18 protein-coding genes (1 of these 18 only partly in view) are annotated in these 16,159 nt (G+C 63.4%); 12 read left to right on the plus strand and 6 right to left on the minus strand.

Going from position 1 to position 16,159, the window contains the following annotated elements; genetic code table 11:
* The first annotated feature begins 41 nt into the window (after positions 1-41).
* From LOZ74_RS04660 to LOZ74_RS04685, 6 genes are read left to right on the plus strand one after another with little or no spacing between them, the layout of a single operon-like run.
* Positions 42-803: an SDR family NAD(P)-dependent oxidoreductase gene (locus LOZ74_RS04660; protein ID WP_230293109.1), complete on the plus strand. Its 762-nt coding sequence runs from the start codon at positions 42-44 to the stop codon at positions 801-803.
* Complete coding sequence (locus LOZ74_RS04665) at positions 800-1,960, plus strand: acetyl-CoA C-acetyltransferase (protein ID WP_230293110.1); 1,161 nt, start codon at positions 800-802, stop codon at positions 1,958-1,960. Before LOZ74_RS04660 ends, LOZ74_RS04665 begins: the two co-directional genes overlap by 4 nt.
* Positions 1,960-2,949: a nitronate monooxygenase family protein gene (locus LOZ74_RS04670; RefSeq protein ID WP_230293111.1), complete on the plus strand. Its 990-nt coding sequence runs from the start codon at positions 1,960-1,962 to the stop codon at positions 2,947-2,949. The genes LOZ74_RS04665 and LOZ74_RS04670 overlap by 1 nt, the downstream gene beginning before the upstream one ends.
* Positions 2,946-4,109: a CaiB/BaiF CoA-transferase family protein gene (locus LOZ74_RS04675; protein WP_230293112.1), complete on the plus strand. Its 1,164-nt coding sequence runs from the start codon at positions 2,946-2,948 to the stop codon at positions 4,107-4,109. The genes LOZ74_RS04670 and LOZ74_RS04675 overlap by 4 nt, the downstream gene beginning before the upstream one ends.
* Entirely contained in the window at positions 4,075-4,821 is a 747-nt protein-coding gene (locus LOZ74_RS04680; protein WP_230293113.1) for an electron transfer flavoprotein subunit beta/FixA family protein, read from the plus strand. Before LOZ74_RS04675 ends, LOZ74_RS04680 begins: the two co-directional genes overlap by 35 nt.
* 36 nt (positions 4,822-4,857) lie before the next feature.
* Positions 4,858-5,787, plus strand: coding sequence for an electron transfer flavoprotein subunit alpha/FixB family protein (locus tag LOZ74_RS04685; RefSeq protein WP_230293114.1), 930 nt, complete (start codon positions 4,858-4,860; stop codon positions 5,785-5,787).
* A gap of 28 nt (positions 5,788-5,815) precedes the next feature.
* Here LOZ74_RS04685 and LOZ74_RS04690 read toward each other — a convergent pair whose 3' ends face one another.
* Positions 5,816-6,436 (minus strand): TetR/AcrR family transcriptional regulator, encoded by a 621-nt coding sequence (locus tag LOZ74_RS04690; protein WP_230293115.1) that lies wholly within the window; start codon positions 6,434-6,436, stop codon positions 5,816-5,818.
* An 81-nt stretch (positions 6,437-6,517) separates the two neighbouring features.
* Here LOZ74_RS04690 and LOZ74_RS04695 point away from each other — a divergent pair, with 81 nt between their 5' ends.
* Positions 6,518-7,699: an acetyl-CoA C-acyltransferase gene (locus LOZ74_RS04695; protein WP_230293116.1), complete on the plus strand. Its 1,182-nt coding sequence runs from the start codon at positions 6,518-6,520 to the stop codon at positions 7,697-7,699.
* On the opposite strand, the gene LOZ74_RS04700 is transcribed toward LOZ74_RS04695, so the two are convergent.
* On the minus strand, positions 7,696-8,214 hold the full coding sequence (locus LOZ74_RS04700) for a DUF177 domain-containing protein (protein WP_230293117.1): 519 nt from the start codon (positions 8,212-8,214) through the stop codon (positions 7,696-7,698). The two genes, LOZ74_RS04695 and LOZ74_RS04700, sit on opposite strands and share 4 nt — an antisense overlap.
* A complete protein-coding gene (locus LOZ74_RS04705) occupies positions 8,211-8,723 on the minus strand; it encodes a ubiquinol-cytochrome C chaperone family protein (protein ID WP_230293118.1) in 513 nt (170 codons plus the stop codon). Before LOZ74_RS04705 ends, LOZ74_RS04700 begins: the two co-directional genes overlap by 4 nt.
* Positions 8,724-8,974: 251 nt before the next feature.
* On the opposite strand from LOZ74_RS04705, the gene LOZ74_RS04710 reads away from it, so the two are divergent.
* The 4 genes from LOZ74_RS04710 (at position 8,975) to LOZ74_RS04725 (ending at position 11,642) form a co-directional block, all read left to right on the plus strand.
* Entirely contained in the window at positions 8,975-9,472 is a 498-nt protein-coding gene (locus LOZ74_RS04710) for an outer membrane protein assembly factor BamE (RefSeq protein WP_230281637.1), read from the plus strand.
* A 63-nt stretch (positions 9,473-9,535) separates the two neighbouring features.
* Positions 9,536-10,123: an ATP-dependent protease subunit HslV gene (gene hslV, locus LOZ74_RS04715; RefSeq protein ID WP_304505968.1), complete on the plus strand. Its 588-nt coding sequence runs from the start codon at positions 9,536-9,538 to the stop codon at positions 10,121-10,123.
* Positions 10,124-10,137: 14 nt separating this feature from the next.
* Complete coding sequence (hslU, locus tag LOZ74_RS04720; RefSeq protein WP_230281635.1) at positions 10,138-11,436, plus strand: ATP-dependent protease ATPase subunit HslU; 1,299 nt, start codon at positions 10,138-10,140, stop codon at positions 11,434-11,436.
* Between the two features lie 11 nt (positions 11,437-11,447).
* Positions 11,448-11,642, plus strand: coding sequence for a DUF1737 domain-containing protein (locus tag LOZ74_RS04725; RefSeq protein WP_230281634.1), 195 nt, complete (start codon positions 11,448-11,450; stop codon positions 11,640-11,642).
* 57 nt (positions 11,643-11,699) lie between these two features.
* Here the strand turns inward: LOZ74_RS04725 and LOZ74_RS04730 are convergent, their stop codons facing one another.
* Complete coding sequence (locus LOZ74_RS04730) at positions 11,700-13,193, minus strand: SulP family inorganic anion transporter (protein ID WP_230293119.1); 1,494 nt, start codon at positions 13,191-13,193, stop codon at positions 11,700-11,702.
* Positions 13,194-13,351: 158 nt separating this feature from the next.
* On the opposite strand from LOZ74_RS04730, the gene LOZ74_RS04735 reads away from it, so the two are divergent.
* On the plus strand, positions 13,352-13,747 hold the full coding sequence (locus LOZ74_RS04735) for a GFA family protein (RefSeq protein WP_230293120.1): 396 nt from the start codon (positions 13,352-13,354) through the stop codon (positions 13,745-13,747).
* On the opposite strand, the gene LOZ74_RS04740 is transcribed toward LOZ74_RS04735, so the two are convergent.
* Together LOZ74_RS04740 and LOZ74_RS04745 are read right to left on the minus strand one after the other, a co-directional pair.
* Positions 13,748-15,565, minus strand: coding sequence for an ABC transporter ATP-binding protein/permease (locus LOZ74_RS04740; protein WP_230293121.1), 1,818 nt, complete (start codon positions 15,563-15,565; stop codon positions 13,748-13,750).
* Between the two features lie 44 nt (positions 15,566-15,609).
* Positions 15,610-16,159, minus strand: partial view of a retroviral-like aspartic protease family protein gene (locus LOZ74_RS04745; RefSeq protein WP_230293122.1) — the 3' portion only. 407 nt of this gene lie beyond the right edge of the window; 550 of the gene's 957 nt are visible here — the last part of the coding sequence; its start codon lies beyond the right edge, outside the window — the gene reads right to left on this strand; it ends in the stop codon at positions 15,610-15,612.

The following is a 16,159-nucleotide window of genomic DNA, read 5'->3' on the forward strand; positions in this document are numbered from 1 at the left end:
GGACATCCGAATTTACGAAACGCAGGGGAAGGATCGAGACGATGAAAGTGGAAGGGCTGGCAGCCATCGTAACCGGCGGCGCATCGGGCTTGGGCGGCGCAACGGCAGAGCATCTGGCGAAGCTGGGCGCCAAGGTCACGATTTTCGACCTCAATGCCGAAATGGGCGAGGCGCACGCCGCGAAAATCGGTGGACGCTTTGCCAAGGTTGACGTGACCGACGACACCGGCGTCGCCAATGCGATCGAAGAGGCCGAGGCGGTGAACGGCAAGGCCCGCATCCTCGTCAATTGCGCGGGCATCGGTCCGCCGCAAAAGGTGATCGATCGCGAAGGCAATCCGATCCCGCTGGGCGATTTCGCCAGGATCGTGAACATCAACCTCATCGGCAGTTTCAACGTGCTGTCGAAGTTCGCCGCGCGCATTTACGATGCCGAACCGGTCGGAGAGGAGCGCGGTGTCATCATCAGCACCGCCAGCGTCGCTGCCTATGAAGGCCAGATCGGGCAGGCGGCCTATTCCGCGTCGAAGGGCGGCGTGGTCGGCATGACCATCCCCATCGCCCGCGAACTGGCGCGTTACGGCATTCGCGTCATGACCATTGCGCCCGGCCTGTTCCTGACTCCGTTGATGGAAAGCTTTACCAAGGAAGTGCAGGACGCACTGGGCGCGCAAGTGCCGTTCCCCAGCCGCCTTGGCCACCCCGCCGAATATGCGCAAATGGTGGAATCGATCATCGCCAATCCCATGCTGAATGGCGAGACGATCCGCCTTGACGGCGCGATCCGGATGTCGCCGAAGTGAGCGCGGCCTATATCGTAGAGGCCGTTCGCACTGCGGGCGGCAAGCGCAAGGGCATGCTGGCAGGCACGCATCCCGCCGATATGGGCGCGGCCGTGCTGGACGCGCTGGTCGCGCGTTCGGGCGTCGATCCCGCAGCGATCGAAGACGTGCTGATGGGCTGCGTCACGCAAGGCGGCGAGCAGGCGTTCGCCTTTGGCCGCAACTGCGTTCTGGCATCGGGGCTGCCCGACAGCGTGCCGTCGGTAACGGTCGACAGGCAATGCGGTTCGTCCCAGCAATCGCTGCAATTCGCGGCGCAGGCGGTGATGTCGGGTACGCAGGATCTGGTCATCGCGGCGGGCGCGGAAAGCATGACGCGCGTGCCGATGTTTTCCAATATGTCGGTCTATGAAAAGGCGGGGATCGGCACGGGGCCCTTCGCTCCGTCGATCCAGCAGCGTTACGGCGTGCCTGCGTTCAGCCAGTTCGCCGGTGCGCAGATGATCGCCGACAAATACGGCTTCACGCGTGAGGACATGGACCGGTTCGCGCTGGAAAGCCACCGCAAGGCCGCTGCCGCCATCGAGGCAGGCGCCTTCAGGGACGAGATCGTCGGGATCGACACCGAACATGGCATGTTCGATCAGGACGAAGGTGTCCGCTTCGATGCCTCGCTGGAGAAGATGGGTTCGATGGACCCGCTGGCCGAAGGCGGCACGATCACGGCCGCCAATGCCAGCCAGATGACCGATGGCGCGTCGGGCGTGCTGGTGGCAAGCGAGGCGGCGCTGAAGACCCATGGGCTGACGCCGCTGGCGCGCATCCATCATTTCTCGGTCAGCGCGGGCGATCCGGTGGTGATGCTGGAAGAGCCGATTCCCGGCACGCGCAAGGCGTTGGCCAAAGCGGGCATGTCGCTCGACGATATTGCCCTGTTCGAAGTGAACGAGGCTTTCGCATCGATCCCGATGGCATGGCTGAAGGCGCTGGATGCCGATCCGGCGAAGCTGAACGTGAATGGCGGTGCAATCGCGCTGGGCCATCCGCTGGGCGCCAGCGGGACGAAGCTGATGACGACCCTTGTCCATGCGTTGCGCAAGCGGGGCGGTAAATACGGGTTGCAGACCATGTGCGAAGGCGGCGGCATGGCGAATGTCACCATTGTGGAGGCGCTTTGATGGCACTGAAAACCAGGATCACCGAACTTTTGGGGATCGAACATCCGATCGTTCAGGGCGGGATGATGTGGGTGGGCCGCGCCGAACTGGCCGCTGCCGTATCGAACGCGGGCGGTCTGGGCATTCTGACCGCGCTGACGCAGCCCACGCCCGACGATCTGCGGCGCGAGATCGACCGTTGCCGCAGCATGACCGACAAGCCGTTCGGCGTGAACCTGACGATCCTCCCCTCGGTCAGCCCGCCGCCCTATGCCGAATACCGGCAGGCGATCATCGACAGCGGGGTGAAGATCGTCGAGACGGCAGGCTACAAGCCGCAGGAACATGTCGACCATTTCAAGGAACACGGCATTATCGTGCTGCATAAATGCACGGCGGTGCGCCATGCGCTGTCGGCGGAACGCATGGGCGTGGACGTGATTTCGATCGACGGGTTCGAATGCGCGGGCCATCCGGGCGAGGACGATATTCCCGGCCTGATCCTGATTCCCGCTGCTGCCGACAAGGTGAAAATCCCGATGCTGGCCAGTGGCGGCATCGGCGACGGGCGCGGTCTGGCGGCAGCTCTGGCGCTCGGGGCCGACGGGGTGAACATGGGCACCCGTTTCTGCGCCACGAAAGAGGCGCCGATACACGACAATATCAAGCAGTTCCTAGTCGACAATGACGAGCGCGGCACGAACCTGATCTTCCGCAAGTTCAAGAATACGGGCCGCGTTGCCAGGAACGCGATTTCGGACGAGGTGGTCGAGATTTCCGCCGCGCCAGAGGCCGAGTTCAAGGATATTCAGCCGCTGGTTTCCGGCGCGCGGGGGCGTGTGGCGCTGGAAACGGGCGATGTCGATGCGGGCCTCGTCTGGGCGGGGCAAGTGCAGGGATTGATCCACGATATCCCGAGTTGTCAGGATTTGCTGACCCGCATGGTTGCCGATGCCGAAACCGTCATGCGCGACCGGCTGGGCGCGATGCTGGCCGATCCGGTGGCATGAACGCGACTGCCCCATCCTCTGCTCAGGGCCCGCTGAAGGGGCTGAAAGTCGTCGAATTCGTCGGCATCGGTCCCGGGCCGCATTGCGCGATGATGCTGGCGGATCTGGGTGCCGATGTGCTGCGGATCGACCGCAATGGGGGTAACGGATGGCCCAATCCGGTCAATGATCGCGGGCGCGCGGTGCTTGAACTGGATATCCGCAGCGATGCGGGGCGCGAGGCCTGTCTCGACGCGCTGGCGCATGCCGACGTTCTGATCGAGGGGATGCGTCCCGGCGTCATGGAGCGGCTGGGGCTGGGGCCGGACACGGTTCTGGCGCGCAATCCGCGGCTGATCTACGGACGGATGACCGGCTGGGGTCAGGACGGGCCGATGGCGCGCACGGCGGGGCACGACATCAATTATATCGCGCTGTCGGGCGCGCTTGCGGCAATGGGCAAGCCGGGCGAACCGGCCAGCGTGCCGCTGAATCTGGTCGGCGATTTCGGTGGCGGGTCGATGTTGCTGGCCATGGGCATCATGGCCGCCCTGTTCGAGCGCAGCCGTTCGGGCGAAGGGCAGGTAGTGGATGCGGCGATCATCGACGGCGTTGGCACGCTGATGTCGTTTTTCGACGGTCTGTGCGGTACTGGTCAGCTGTCGTTGGACCGCAGCGACAATCTGTTGGGCGGCTCGGCGCCATGGTATCGCAGCTATCTATGCAGCGACGGGCGCGAAATGAGCGTCGGTCCGCTGGAACCGGCGTTTTTCGCCGAAATGATCCGCTTGCTCGACCTGCCCGAATTTGCCGACGGTCAACGTCCCGACAGGGCGCAGGCGCTGGAGGCGGCGTTGACGGCGCGTTTCGCGGAACAGGATCAGGCGCACTGGATTGCCCTGTTTGACGGTAGTGACGCCTGTGTCGTGCCCGTTCTGACGCTGGACGAAGCCAAAACGCATCCCCAGATGCGCGAACGCGGCGCCTATATCGACGTCGCAGGGCGCATGCAGGCCGCACCCGCACCGCGGTTTTCACGCACGCCGGGTCTGGCCCGCGCCGATGCGGGATGTGATGGAGAAACACTGATCGCGCGCTGGAAGGCCGGCGCATGGTCGCAGCGATTTTTGGGAAGGAGCCAAGCCCATGAAAGCCCTTGTGCCCGTGAAGCGGGTGATTGATTACAATGTGAAGCCGCGTGTGAAGGCGGACGGTTCGGGTGTCGATCTTGCGAATGTGAAGATGAGCATGAACCCGTTCGACGAGATCGCGGTGGAAGAAGCGATCCGTTTGAAGGAAGCGGGCAAGGTCGAAGAGATTATCGCGGTCAGCATCGGCCCTGCCAAGGCGCAGGAAACGCTGCGCACGGCGCTGGCGATGGGCGCGGATAGTGCGGTGCTGGTCGAGACGGATGAGGAGGTCGAGCCGCTGGCGGTGGCCAAGATCCTCAAGGCCGTGGCGGCAGAGGTCGAGCCCGGCCTGATCATCCTGGGCAAGCAGGCGATCGACGACGACAGCAACCAGACCGGCCAGATGCTGGCCGCGCTGATGGAACTGCCGCAGGGCACGTTCGCATCGAAGGTCGAGATGGACGGCGACCACGTGAAGGTAACGCGCGAAGTCGACGGCGGGCTCGAGACGGTGCGGCTGTCCACGCCTGCGATCATCACGACGGATCTGCGTTTGAACGAGCCGCGCTATGCGAGCCTGCCCAACATCATGAAGGCGAAGAAGAAGCCGCTCGAGACCAAGACTCCGGCTGATTACGGCGTCGATATCGCGCCGCGCCTCAAGACGCTGAACGTGTCCGAACCGCCGGTGCGTCAGGCTGGCGTGAAGGTCGCCGATGTCGACGAGCTGGTCGCCAAACTCAAAGCAATGGGCGTCGCCTGAGCGGATGCGAAGGCGAAGCCACAAAGGAATCGTAAGATGAAGACGCTTGTTTATGTCGATCACGACAATAGCCATCTGGGCGATGCGACGCTGGCCACGGTGACCGCGGCCTCGAAGCTGGGCGAAGTGCACCTGCTGGTCGCGGGCGCTGCCTGCGGCGCTGTTGCCGAAGCCGCCGCCAAGATCGCAGGCGTGGGCAAGGTCCATGTCGCTGACGATGCTGCCTATGAACACCAGCTGGCCGAGAATGTCGCGCCGCTGATCCAAGGGCTGATGGAAACCCATGACGCGGTGCTGTTCCCCGCCACCACCACCGGCAAGAACATCGCGCCGCGCGTCGCGGCCCTGCTCGATGTGATGCAGATCAGCGATATCGTGTCGGTCGAGAGCGAGAATAGCTTCACCCGCCCGATCTATGCGGGCAACGCCATTGCCACCGTCGAGAGCACTGACGCAAAGCTGGTCATCACCGTGCGCGGCACCGCCTTCGACAAGGCGGAACCCACCGGCGGCAACGCCGCGATCGAAGCCGTCGCCTCCACCGGCGATGCGGGCAAGTCCAGCTTCGTTTCTGCCGAACTGGCCAAGTCCGAGCGTCCCGAACTGACCAGCGCGAAGATCATCGTATCGGGCGGCCGCGCGCTGAAGGATGCCGAGACGTTCGAGGCCACGATCATGCCGCTTGCCGACAAGCTCGGCGCGGGCGTCGGCGCATCGCGCGCTGCGGTGGACGCGGGCTATGTCCCCAACGATTATCAGGTCGGGCAGACGGGCAAGATCGTCGCCCCCGAAGTCTATATCGCCATCGGCATCAGCGGCGCCATCCAGCACCTTGCCGGCATGAAGGATTCCAAGACCATCATCGCCATCAACAAGGACGAAGACGCACCCATCTTCCAGGTCGCAGACATCGGCCTCGTCGCCGATCTCTACAAGGCCGTGCCCGAGCTTACGAGCAAGTTGTGAGGTGAAAGCCCACGTGCCATCGGGGCCCTTAGGGGCGGGGCAGGAAGCCCGCGGCGAGATTGTCGACCAGTCGGCGCGCGGTTTCCTCTGGCGAATGGCCGTGGCCTTCTTCGTACCAGCGGGCGGGCCAGTTCAGCGCGCCGGCAATGGTAAAGGCGAGCAGGTTGGGATCGTCGCAGGCGATCGAGCCATCGGCGGTCCCTTCCGCGATCAGGCTGCGCATTTCATTGTGGATCTGGCGCTTCAGTCCGCGCAGAACCTCGCGGCTTTCCTCGCTCAACGCCTCGTCCGGCGTGCGGATGACGCAGCGTCCGAAATCGCTCATATTCACTTGCGCATAGACGATCAGAAAACTGCGCAGCCGGTCCGCCGCAATGCCCTTTTCGGCGCGGGCGGCGGTTGCCGCATCCAGCAATTGTTTCAGCCCGAAGCGCAGGCATTCCACCAGCACGCTCTCCTTGTTGCCAAGGTAGTGATAGACGGTCGGCTTCGTCACGCCCAGCGATCCGGCCACATCGTCAAGCGAGGTCGCGTGAAAGCCGCGCGTGTTGAACATGCGCACCGCCGCTTCCATCAGCGCCAGTTTCTTGGCCTGCCGGTCGCGGCTGCGCTGTTCGGCATTCCTGAAAGGCGAGGGGTTCTGGGCCAAGCGTCCTCCTGATAATCGCTTCGTCACAAGACATACCAATACGTAAGTTATATTCTCAAGAGTAATCAAAAGGAAAATGCCATGACCGATCCGATCGTGATTGCATCCTATGCCCGCACGCCGATGGGCGGTTTGCAGGGTGCGTTTGCCGATGTGAAATCCACCGACCTTGGCGCGACGGCCGTCAGGGCCGCGATCGAGCGGGCGGGGATCGAGGGCAGTGTCGTCGATCAGGTGATTATGGGCTGCGTGCTGCCGGCAGGTCTGGGACAGGCGCCTGCGCGTCAGGCGGCGATCCATGCGGGGCTGGGGCAGCATGTGCCCTCTACCACGGTCAACAAGATGTGCGGTTCGGGCATGCAGGCAGCGATGATGGCCTATGACGCGATTGCGGGCGGCAGTGCCGATGTCGTCGTCGCGGGCGGGATGGAGAGCATGACGGGCGCGCCCTATCTGCTGCCAAAACATCGCGGCGGTGCGCGCCTTGGCCATGATGTCGTCAAGGATTCGATGTTCCTCGACGGGCTGGAGGACGCCTATGAGCAAGGCACGCTGATGGGTGTGTTCGCCGATCGCGCGGCGCAGGAATATCAGTTCACGCGCGAGGCGCAGGACGAATATGCGATCCGGTCGCTGACGCTGGCCAAGAAGGCGCAGGAAACCGGCGCTTTCGACCGCGAGATTACCCCGGTCGAGGTGAAGACCCGCAAGGGTGTGGAAACGGTCACGCAGGACGAGCAGCCGGGCAAGGCCAATGTCGAAAAGATCCCGACCCTGCGCCCCGCTTTCGTGCCCGATGGCACGGTCACGGCGGCCAACAGCTCGTCGATTTCGGACGGTGCGGCCGCGCTTGTGATGTGCCGCGCCAGCACGGCGGAAAAGCTGGGCATGAAGCCGGTTGCCAAAGTGGTCGGCCATGCCGCCTTTGCACACGAACCCGGCAAGTTCACCAGCGCCCCTGTTTATGCCACGCGCAATCTGATGGAGCGGATCGGCTGGACCATGGACGATGTCGATCTGTTCGAAGTGAACGAGGCCTTTGCCGTGGTCGCGCTGATCGCGGAAAAGGAACTGGGCATCGACCGCGAAAGGCTGAACGTGAATGGCGGGGCCTGTGCGCTGGGCCATCCGATCGGCGCTTCGGGCGCGCGTATCATGACGACGCTGCTGGGCGCGCTGGAAACGCGCGACCTCAAGCGCGGGATCGCGGCGATTTGCATTGGCGGCGGCGAAGCGACGGCCGTCGCGCTCGAACGGCTCTAGTTAAGGTCGAGCCCCTTTAGCTTGGCGAAGGGGTTCTCCTTTTCGGGTTCGTCCAGCCCGACTTCCCTGCGCACGCGGTCCGCATCGGGGCCGGTGGCAAATGGATCGATGGCGAGGGCGAGGCTTTGGGCCACGGCCTCGCCCAGATCGAAACGGTCGCCTTCATAGGGGATCTCGTCGAGATCGCTTTCGTCCAGCTCGACTTCCTCGTCCGAATTGAAGTCGCCTTTCGCGGGGACGAACAGAAAGACAAGCTTTTCGTCGATTTCGGCAGGCAGATCCTCACCCGAAACGGCGCAGCTTTGCACGATGGCGGCCTTCAATGTGCCCTCGGCGCTTACCTTTTCGCCGTCGCGCGACAGGGTGAGCGTGGCGGCGAGCCGGTCGACCGAGACCAGCGCGAAACGTTCGGCCAACGCGGCGCGTTCGGCATCGCTGGCGATGACTTCGATCGTGCGCCCCTCGCACTGGCGCACCGCGATCCAGCGGGTGAGTTCGGAAGCGGCCCCGCTCATCGTGCGACCCGCCCTTCGATCAGATCGTCCATCGGCGTTGCCCGAAGATCGGCCCACAGCGCGCGCATGCGTTCGGCCACGGGTGCGGGCGAAGCGCCGTCCAGCAGGGTGACATTGCGGTCCACCGCCTGTTGCAGCAGGGCCGGATCGTCGCTGTCCAACCCCTCGCGATAGGCGAAAATGCGGCCGCCAAGCGCCGAGACAAGCTTGCCGATATGCTTGCCGACCATCAGATCGCCCACGCCTTCCTCGCGCAGCTGGCCATCCATATCGGTGATGAACAATTCGGTCAGTTGCACGCCATATTGCGGTTTGCCCGAATCCTGCAGCCGCGCCATCGCCAGCGCGGTCACGGCGCTGACCATGTCGAAACGGCCTTCGATCGTGTCGGCGACACCTGCGTCCCGATACCATTCCGGCTCCCGCGCGATGGCGACGATCTGATGCCACAAGGCGGGGATGCCGCTGGGCTCTGCGGGTTTGAACAGGCGGGAAAGCAGGGATTTCAAAGGACAGGCTCCTGATACGGGCGCGGGGCTGATACCAAATACGCGCGCGCCGTTCATCGGGGATTAAATCGGCAAAAGGCAGGCCCCCAACGGCTTTGCCAGCCCTGTTCGCGCGGCGCTATGCGGTGATAAGCTGTGCGCGAACTTGTGTGGCTGCGGGTCAGGCTCTAAAGGCTTGCCACGCAGCATATAGTAAGAACGCACGGGAAGCGGAAGCCTGCCGTGTAAGACCAAGACAGATAAGGCGGATCATGCAGTCCACGCGCCAGTTCCAGTTTTCCAAAATGGCCGTTCTGGCGGCCGTATCGGCAGCGGCGCTGGCGACCGGCGGATGCACTTCGATCCGCGACCATCGCGGCTATCTGTTCGATCCCGCCCTGACCGGCGCGATCCAGCCCGGCATCGACAACAAACAGTCGGTAGAGGGAACACTGGGCCACCCCAGCTTTGCCAGCCAGTATGGCGATCCGGTCTATTACTATGTGTCCTCCACCACCGAACAGCGCGTTTTCGGCGTTCCGCAGACCGAAGAGCACAAGGTGCTGAAGGTGGCGTTCGATGCCAGCGGTACGGTGACCAGCGTGTCGCAGACCGGCATGGAAGACGTGCGCAAGATCAGCCCCGACGGTGACGAGACCGAGACGATGGGCCGCGACCGCAGCTTCCTGCAGGATCTGTTCGGCAATATCGGTACGGTTGGCGGCGCGGGTGCCAGCGGGCCTTCGGGTCCGGGGCCGAACGGCAGCTGATCGCCCGCCTCTATCGAACCGGCCTCTATTGAACCCGTTTCGCGCGGCCCCATATCGCCCCGCATGGACGGATTTTCACATCATAACAGCGCCCACGGGCTGACCCCGTGGCACGGCACCACCATCATCGGCGTCAAACGCGGCGACCGCACCGTGATTGCGGGCGATGGCCAGGTTTCGATGGGCAATACCGTGATGAAGCCCAATGCGCGCAAGGTCCGGCGTCTGGGCGAGGGCGGGCCCGAAAAGGGCAAGGTCATTGCCGGTTTCGCCGGAGCGACTGCCGATGCCTTTACCCTGTTCGAACGGCTGGAGCGCAAGCTGGAGCAATATCGCGGACAGCTGATGCGCGCCGCGGTCGAACTGGCCAAGGACTGGCGGACCGACAAATATCTGCGCAATCTGGAAGCATTGATGATCGTGGCGGACAAGGATGTGCTGCTGGTCATCACCGGCAATGGCGATGTGCTGGAACCCGAAGGCGGGATCGCGGCCATCGGTTCGGGCGGCAATTATGCCCTTTCCGCCGCGAAGGCGCTGGCCGATTACGAGGATGACGCCGAGAAGATCGCGCGCAAGGCGATGAAGGTCGCCGCCGATATCTGCGTCTTTACCAATGACAATGTGACGGTCGAAACCGTCACCGCCTGATTGACGAGCCCCTTATGAAAAACCTGACCCCCAAGGCCATCGTGGCCGCTCTGGACGAACATATCGTCGGGCAGAAAGACGCCAAGCGCGCGGTGGCCGTGGCGCTTCGCAACCGTTGGCGGCGCCAGCGCCTTGCCCCCGAATTGCGCGACGAGGTGACGCCCAAGAATATCCTGATGATCGGCCCCACGGGCTGCGGCAAGACCGAGATCAGCCGCCGTCTGGCAAAGCTGGCCGATGCGCCCTTCGTCAAGGTGGAGGCGACCAAGTTTACCGAGGTCGGCTATGTCGGACGCGATGTCGAACAGATCGCCCGCGATCTGGCCGAGGAAGCGATCCGCCTTGAAAAGGACCGCCGCCGCGAAGCCGTGCGCGAAGCGGCGAGCGAGGCGGCGATGAAGCGCTTGCTGGACGCTTTGGTCGGCGAAAACGCCAGCGAGGCCACGCGCGAAAGTTTCCGCCTACGCGTCGTCGACGATACGATGAACGACAAGGAAGTCGAGATCGAGGTCGAGGACCAGCCGAACATGAACATGGAACTGCCCGGCATGGGCGGCAATATCGGCATGATCAACCTGTCGGACATGATGGGCAAGGCGCTGGGCCAGAACCGCATGAAGCGCCGCAAGCTGACCGTGGCGCAGGCATGGGACAAGCTGGTCGATGAGGAATCGGAAAAGCGCATGGACCAGGACGATGTCGCCCGCGTCGCGCTGGCCAATGCCGAGGCGAATGGCATCGTGTTTCTGGACGAAATCGACAAGATCGCCGTGTCCGACCAGCGCGGGGGCACCGTCAGCCGCGAGGGTGTTCAGCGCGACCTGCTGCCGCTGATCGAAGGGACGACCGTCGCCACCAAGTACGGGCCGATGAAGACCGACCATATCCTCTTCATCGCGTCGGGCGCGTTCCATGTGTCGAAACCCAGCGACATGCTGCCCGAATTGCAGGGCCGCCTGCCGATCCGCGTCGAATTGCGCGCGCTGACCGAAGAGGATTTCGTCCGCATCCTGTCCGAGACGCGCGCCAATCTGGTCGACCAGTATCGCGCCCTGATCGCGACCGAGGAAGTGACGCTGGACTTCACGCCCGACGCCATCGCGGAAATCGCTTCTACTGCGGCGCAAGTGAACGAGAGTGTCGAGAATATCGGCGCGCGCCGTTTGCAGACCGTGATGGAAAAGCTGCTGGAAGAAGTCAGCTTCGACGCCGAGGAACGCACCGGCACTACCGTCACCGTCGACCGCGCCTATGTAAAGGACCGGCTGGGGGAGCTGGCGGGTGACAGCGATCTTTCGAAATACATCCTGTAAGGACCCGATCCATGGCTGAGACTTCGCCCCCCGATGGCCGACTTCCCTATCGCTGCCTGACCGGCCCCGACGATCATGCGTTTTGCGAGCGCGTGTCCAAGGCCCTGGACGAAGGGTGGAAGCTGCACGGATCGCCAGCGCTGACCTTTAACGGAGAGCAGGTGATCGTCGCGCAGGCAGTGGTCTGGCCGGGCTATTCCGACTGATACGAAAAAAGGCGCCGTTCGGTTCGGAACGGCGCCTTTTTTATGCGGGCTGCAAGATCAGGGGTGGGGGGCAAGGCCGATCTCTACGCCCGTCTTGTCGGTCAGCGCATATTTGTCGACCAGATCGGCGCTGGCCGTATTGAGGCCGATGACCTGCACCGACCGGCCATTGCGGCGCATGCGTTCCACCACCTTGTCCAGCGCGCCCACGGCCGAGATGTCCCAGAAATGGGCCGCCGAAACATCGATCACCACATGGCCCGCCGGATCGGGCTGTTCGCTTTCGGGTCCAAGCGCCGCCTGAAACCGGTCGACGCTGGCAAAAAAGATCTGGCCCGTGACCGTATAGGTCGCCGTATCGGCATCGCGCGTACGGACCACGCCGAACATCCCCATCACCTTTTGCGCGAAGAAGATGCCCGACAGCACCACGCCGACCAGCACGCCCAGTGCCAGATTATGCGTGGCCACGACGACGACGACGGTCGCCAGCATCACGACGCTGGACTGCCACGGATGGCGGCGCAGGTTGGGGATCGAATTCCAGCTGAACGTGCCGATCGACACCATGATCATCACGGCCACCAGCGCGGGCATCGGCACTTGCCCGACCCACGGGCCCAGCACCGCCAGCAGAAGAAGGAGCACCGCGCCCGCGGTAAAGGTCGACAGCCTGCCGCGCCCGCCCGAAGTGACATTGATCACCGACTGCCCGATCATCGCACAGCCGCCCATCCCGCCCAGCAGGGCCGCCACGATATTCGCGCTGCCCTGGCCCGCGCATTCGCGCTGCTTGTTGGAATCGGTGTGGGTCATATCGTCGACGATCTGCGCCGTCAGCATCGATTCCAGCAGGCCGACCGCTGCCATCGTCAGCGCATAGGGCGTGATGATCGTCAGTGTTTCCCATGTCAGCGGCACGTCGGGCAGCATGAAATAGGGCAGGCCTTCGGGCAGTTCGCCCATGTCGGCCACCGTGTTGACCGGCGCGTGCAGCGCGATCGACAGGACGCTCAGCACGATGATCGCCACCAGCGGCGAGGGGACGGCGGTGGTGATTTTGGGGAACAGATAGATAATCGCGAGACCGCCTGCGACCATCGCATAGGTGACCCATGTCACGTTGGTCAGTTCGGGAAGCTGCGCCATGAAGATCAGGATCGCCAGCGCATTGACGAAACCGGTAATGACCGAGCGCGAGACGAACTGCATCAGCAGGTCGAGGCGCAGCAACGCGGCGATCCCCTGAAATATGCCCATCAGGATCGTCGCGGCGAACAGATATTCGACCCCGTGGTCGCGCACCAGAGGCACCACGACCACCGCAACGGCGGCTGTCGCGGCCGAGATCATGCCGGGGCGTCCGCCGGTAAAGGAAATCACGATGGCGATGGCGACCGAGGCATAGAGGCCGACGCGCGGATCGACGCCCGCGATGATCGAAAAACCGATCGCCTCGGGTATCAACGCGAGTGCGACGACGATGCCCGCCAGAATATCGCCGCGCGGGTTGGAGAGCCAGTCGCGCCGCAGCGTGGCTGTATCGATCATGGTCGGATCCTGCCTGACATCTATGCTTGTCGATGGACGGGTTTCGTCCCGCCGGTTCGCGCCGCATGTGCAGGATAGGCGGCGGAATGACAAGGCAAGGCTTGCCGGCACACCGTGTTCGCTATATGTTCCAATGCGGAATTCGGGGAGAATCGACGATGCTGAAAGGTGGCTGTCATTGCGGGGCTGTCCGCTATGAGATTTCGGGAGAGGTCGCGCATCACGCGATCTGCCATTGCAGCGATTGCCGGCGCAGCGCGGGCGTGGCGGGCGTGTCGTGGATATGCTTCCCTGCCGAAGGCTTGCGCTTTGACGGAGAGGTGAGGAGCTATGCCTCGTCCGAAGGGGTGGAAAGGCAGTTTTGCCCCAACTGCGGCACAGGCCTGTACTATTATAACGAGGGTGTGCTGCCCGGTCTGGTCGATATCCAGTCGGCCACGCTGGACGATGCAGGCGATCACCCGCCCTCGGCGCATATACAGATGGCCGAAGCGCTGCCATGGGAAGCGACGGCGCATGAATTGCCGCGCTTCGACCGCTATCCGGGCGGGTGACTAGACGGTTTCGGGCTGATCGCCGGTTTCGCTGGCCTGCCTTTGCCACATTTCGGCATAGAGCCCGCCATGCGCGAGCAATTCGCCATGGCTGCCGCTTTCGACCAGCCTGCCGTGATCGAGCACCAATATGCGATCGGCATCGACCACGGTCGACAGGCGATGCGCAATGGTCAGCGTCGTGCGATCGGCGGCAACGGCGCGGATCGTTTGCATGATGTCCTGCTCGGTCCGCGTGTCGAGCGCGCTGGTCGCTTCGTCGAACAATATGATCGGCGGGTTTTTCAGCAAGGTGCGCGCGATCGCCACGCGCTGCTTCTCTCCGCCCGACAGTTTCAGTCCGCGCTCTCCCACTTCGGTCTCGTAACCGTCGGGTAGGCTTTCGATGAAATCGGCAATGGCGGCCCCGCGCGCGGCGGCCTCGATCTCGCTGCGGGTTGCGCCTTCCTTGCCATAGGCGATGTTGTATCCGATCGTGTCGTTGAACAGCACGCTGTCCTGCGGAACGATACCGATCTGCGCGCGCAGCGAATCCTGTGTCACCGTGGTCAGATCCTTGCCTGAGATCAGCACGCGGCCCCCCGTCGGGTCGTAAAAGCGGAACAGCAATCGCCCGATGGTCGACTTGCCAGCGCCTGACGGGCCGACGATGGCGACCCGCTCGCCGGCTTCGATCCGAAAGGACAGGCTTTTCAGGATCTCCCGGTCGGGATCATAGCCGAAACGGACCTGATCGAACCGCACGGTCGGCTGGCGCATGATCAGGGCAGGGGCGTTCGGAGCATCGGCCACCTCGACCGGCGTATCGACCAGTGCGAACATCTCGGCCATGTCGATCAGGCCCTGACGCACCGTGCGATAGACCATGCCCAGCAAATCGAGCGGCCGGAAAAGTTGGGTCAAATAGGTGTTGACCAGCACCAGATCGCCGGTGGTCAGCTGCCCCTTGCTCCAGCCCCAGACGGTATAGCCCATCGCGCCTGCCATCAGTGCATTGGTGATGAAGCCTTGCACGATATTCAGCAGGCCCAGCGAGTTCTCGCTCTTCACCGCGGCATCCGCATAGGCGCGGGCCGAGCGGCCATAGCGCTCCTCCTCGCGTTGTTCGGCGCCGAAATATTTGACGGTTTCATAATTGAGCAGCGAATCGACAGCGCGGCTGAGCGCCTGCCCGTCGAGGGCGTTCATTTGCATGCGCAGCTTGGTGCGCCATTCGGTGATCCAGCGCGTCGCCAATATATAGGCAATGACGGCAAGGCCCGTGGCGATCACCAGCGTCCAGCCGAAATTCACATAGAATATCACGCCGACCGCGATCAGCTCGATCACCGTAGGGGCAATGTTGAACAGCAGGAAATAGAGCATGGTATCGATGCTCTTGGTTCCGCGTTCGATGGTCTTGGTCACCTCGCCCGTGCGGCGCGACAGGTGAAAGCGCAGCGACAGGCGGTGCAGGCGCGCGAACACGTCCTGCGCCAGCGTTCGGGTTGCGTCCTGACCGACACGTTCGAACGCGATATTGCGGATATTGTTGAAGGCAACCGACGCGAACCGACCCAGCGCATAGGCCAGCACGAAGGCGAGGGCGACCATCGCCGCCTCGTTCGCGGGCGTCGTCATCTGGTCGATGGCGCGCTTATAGGCAAAGGGCAGCAGCAGCGTGGTCGCCTTGGCCGCCAGCACCATGGCCATGGCAGCGACGATCCGCACGCGAAGGGCGCGGTGATGCCTTGGCCAGAGATAGGGCAAAAATCGCTTGAGCGTGCGCCAGTCGGCCTGGCGGGCCAGCTGGTCGGGTCGGGCAGTATCGGGCGGCATCGGTCCCTATCTAGGGAGCGGCGCGCGAATCGCCAGCTAAAGCTCTATTCGGCCAGATCGAACGCCACCTCGCGCCGCGTGAAATCGACCGACATGCGCGCAAAGGCGCGAAGATGGTTCATGCCCAGCAAGACCGCGGGCTTGTCGTCCAGACCCAGCTCGGCAAAAGCAGGCGAATCCTGAATGAGCAGGACCGATTTGGCGAGGCGAAGCGAATCGATCTGCATCATGTCCACCATCACGACATCGCTGTTCGACTGCGTGCCGGTTACGTCCATGATCCCCGCATAGCCAAGTGTCGCGTCTGCCTGCAGGCGGTCGCGCAGCACAGTGTTCCCGATCGAGTAATTGCTGCCGGTGTCGATGATAAGGCTGACCTTCACCCCGTCGATCCGCGCATTCGAAATGACCATGCGGTCCTGCTTGCGCTTGGCCCGCACGATGATTTCATACTCCTTGTCGGCACTGGCGCGTCCCGGCTGGCCGATCGATATGCTGTCGTTCGCAAAATCAAAGATTACGCGGTGGCCGCGCAGCGTATCGATGCCCAATATGCCGGCGGCACCGACATGGTCGGCGTCCAGCAGGACGGCC

The organism is Croceicoccus sp. Ery5, assembly GCF_020985325.1.
Lineage (GTDB): Bacteria > Pseudomonadota > Alphaproteobacteria > Sphingomonadales > Sphingomonadaceae > Croceicoccus.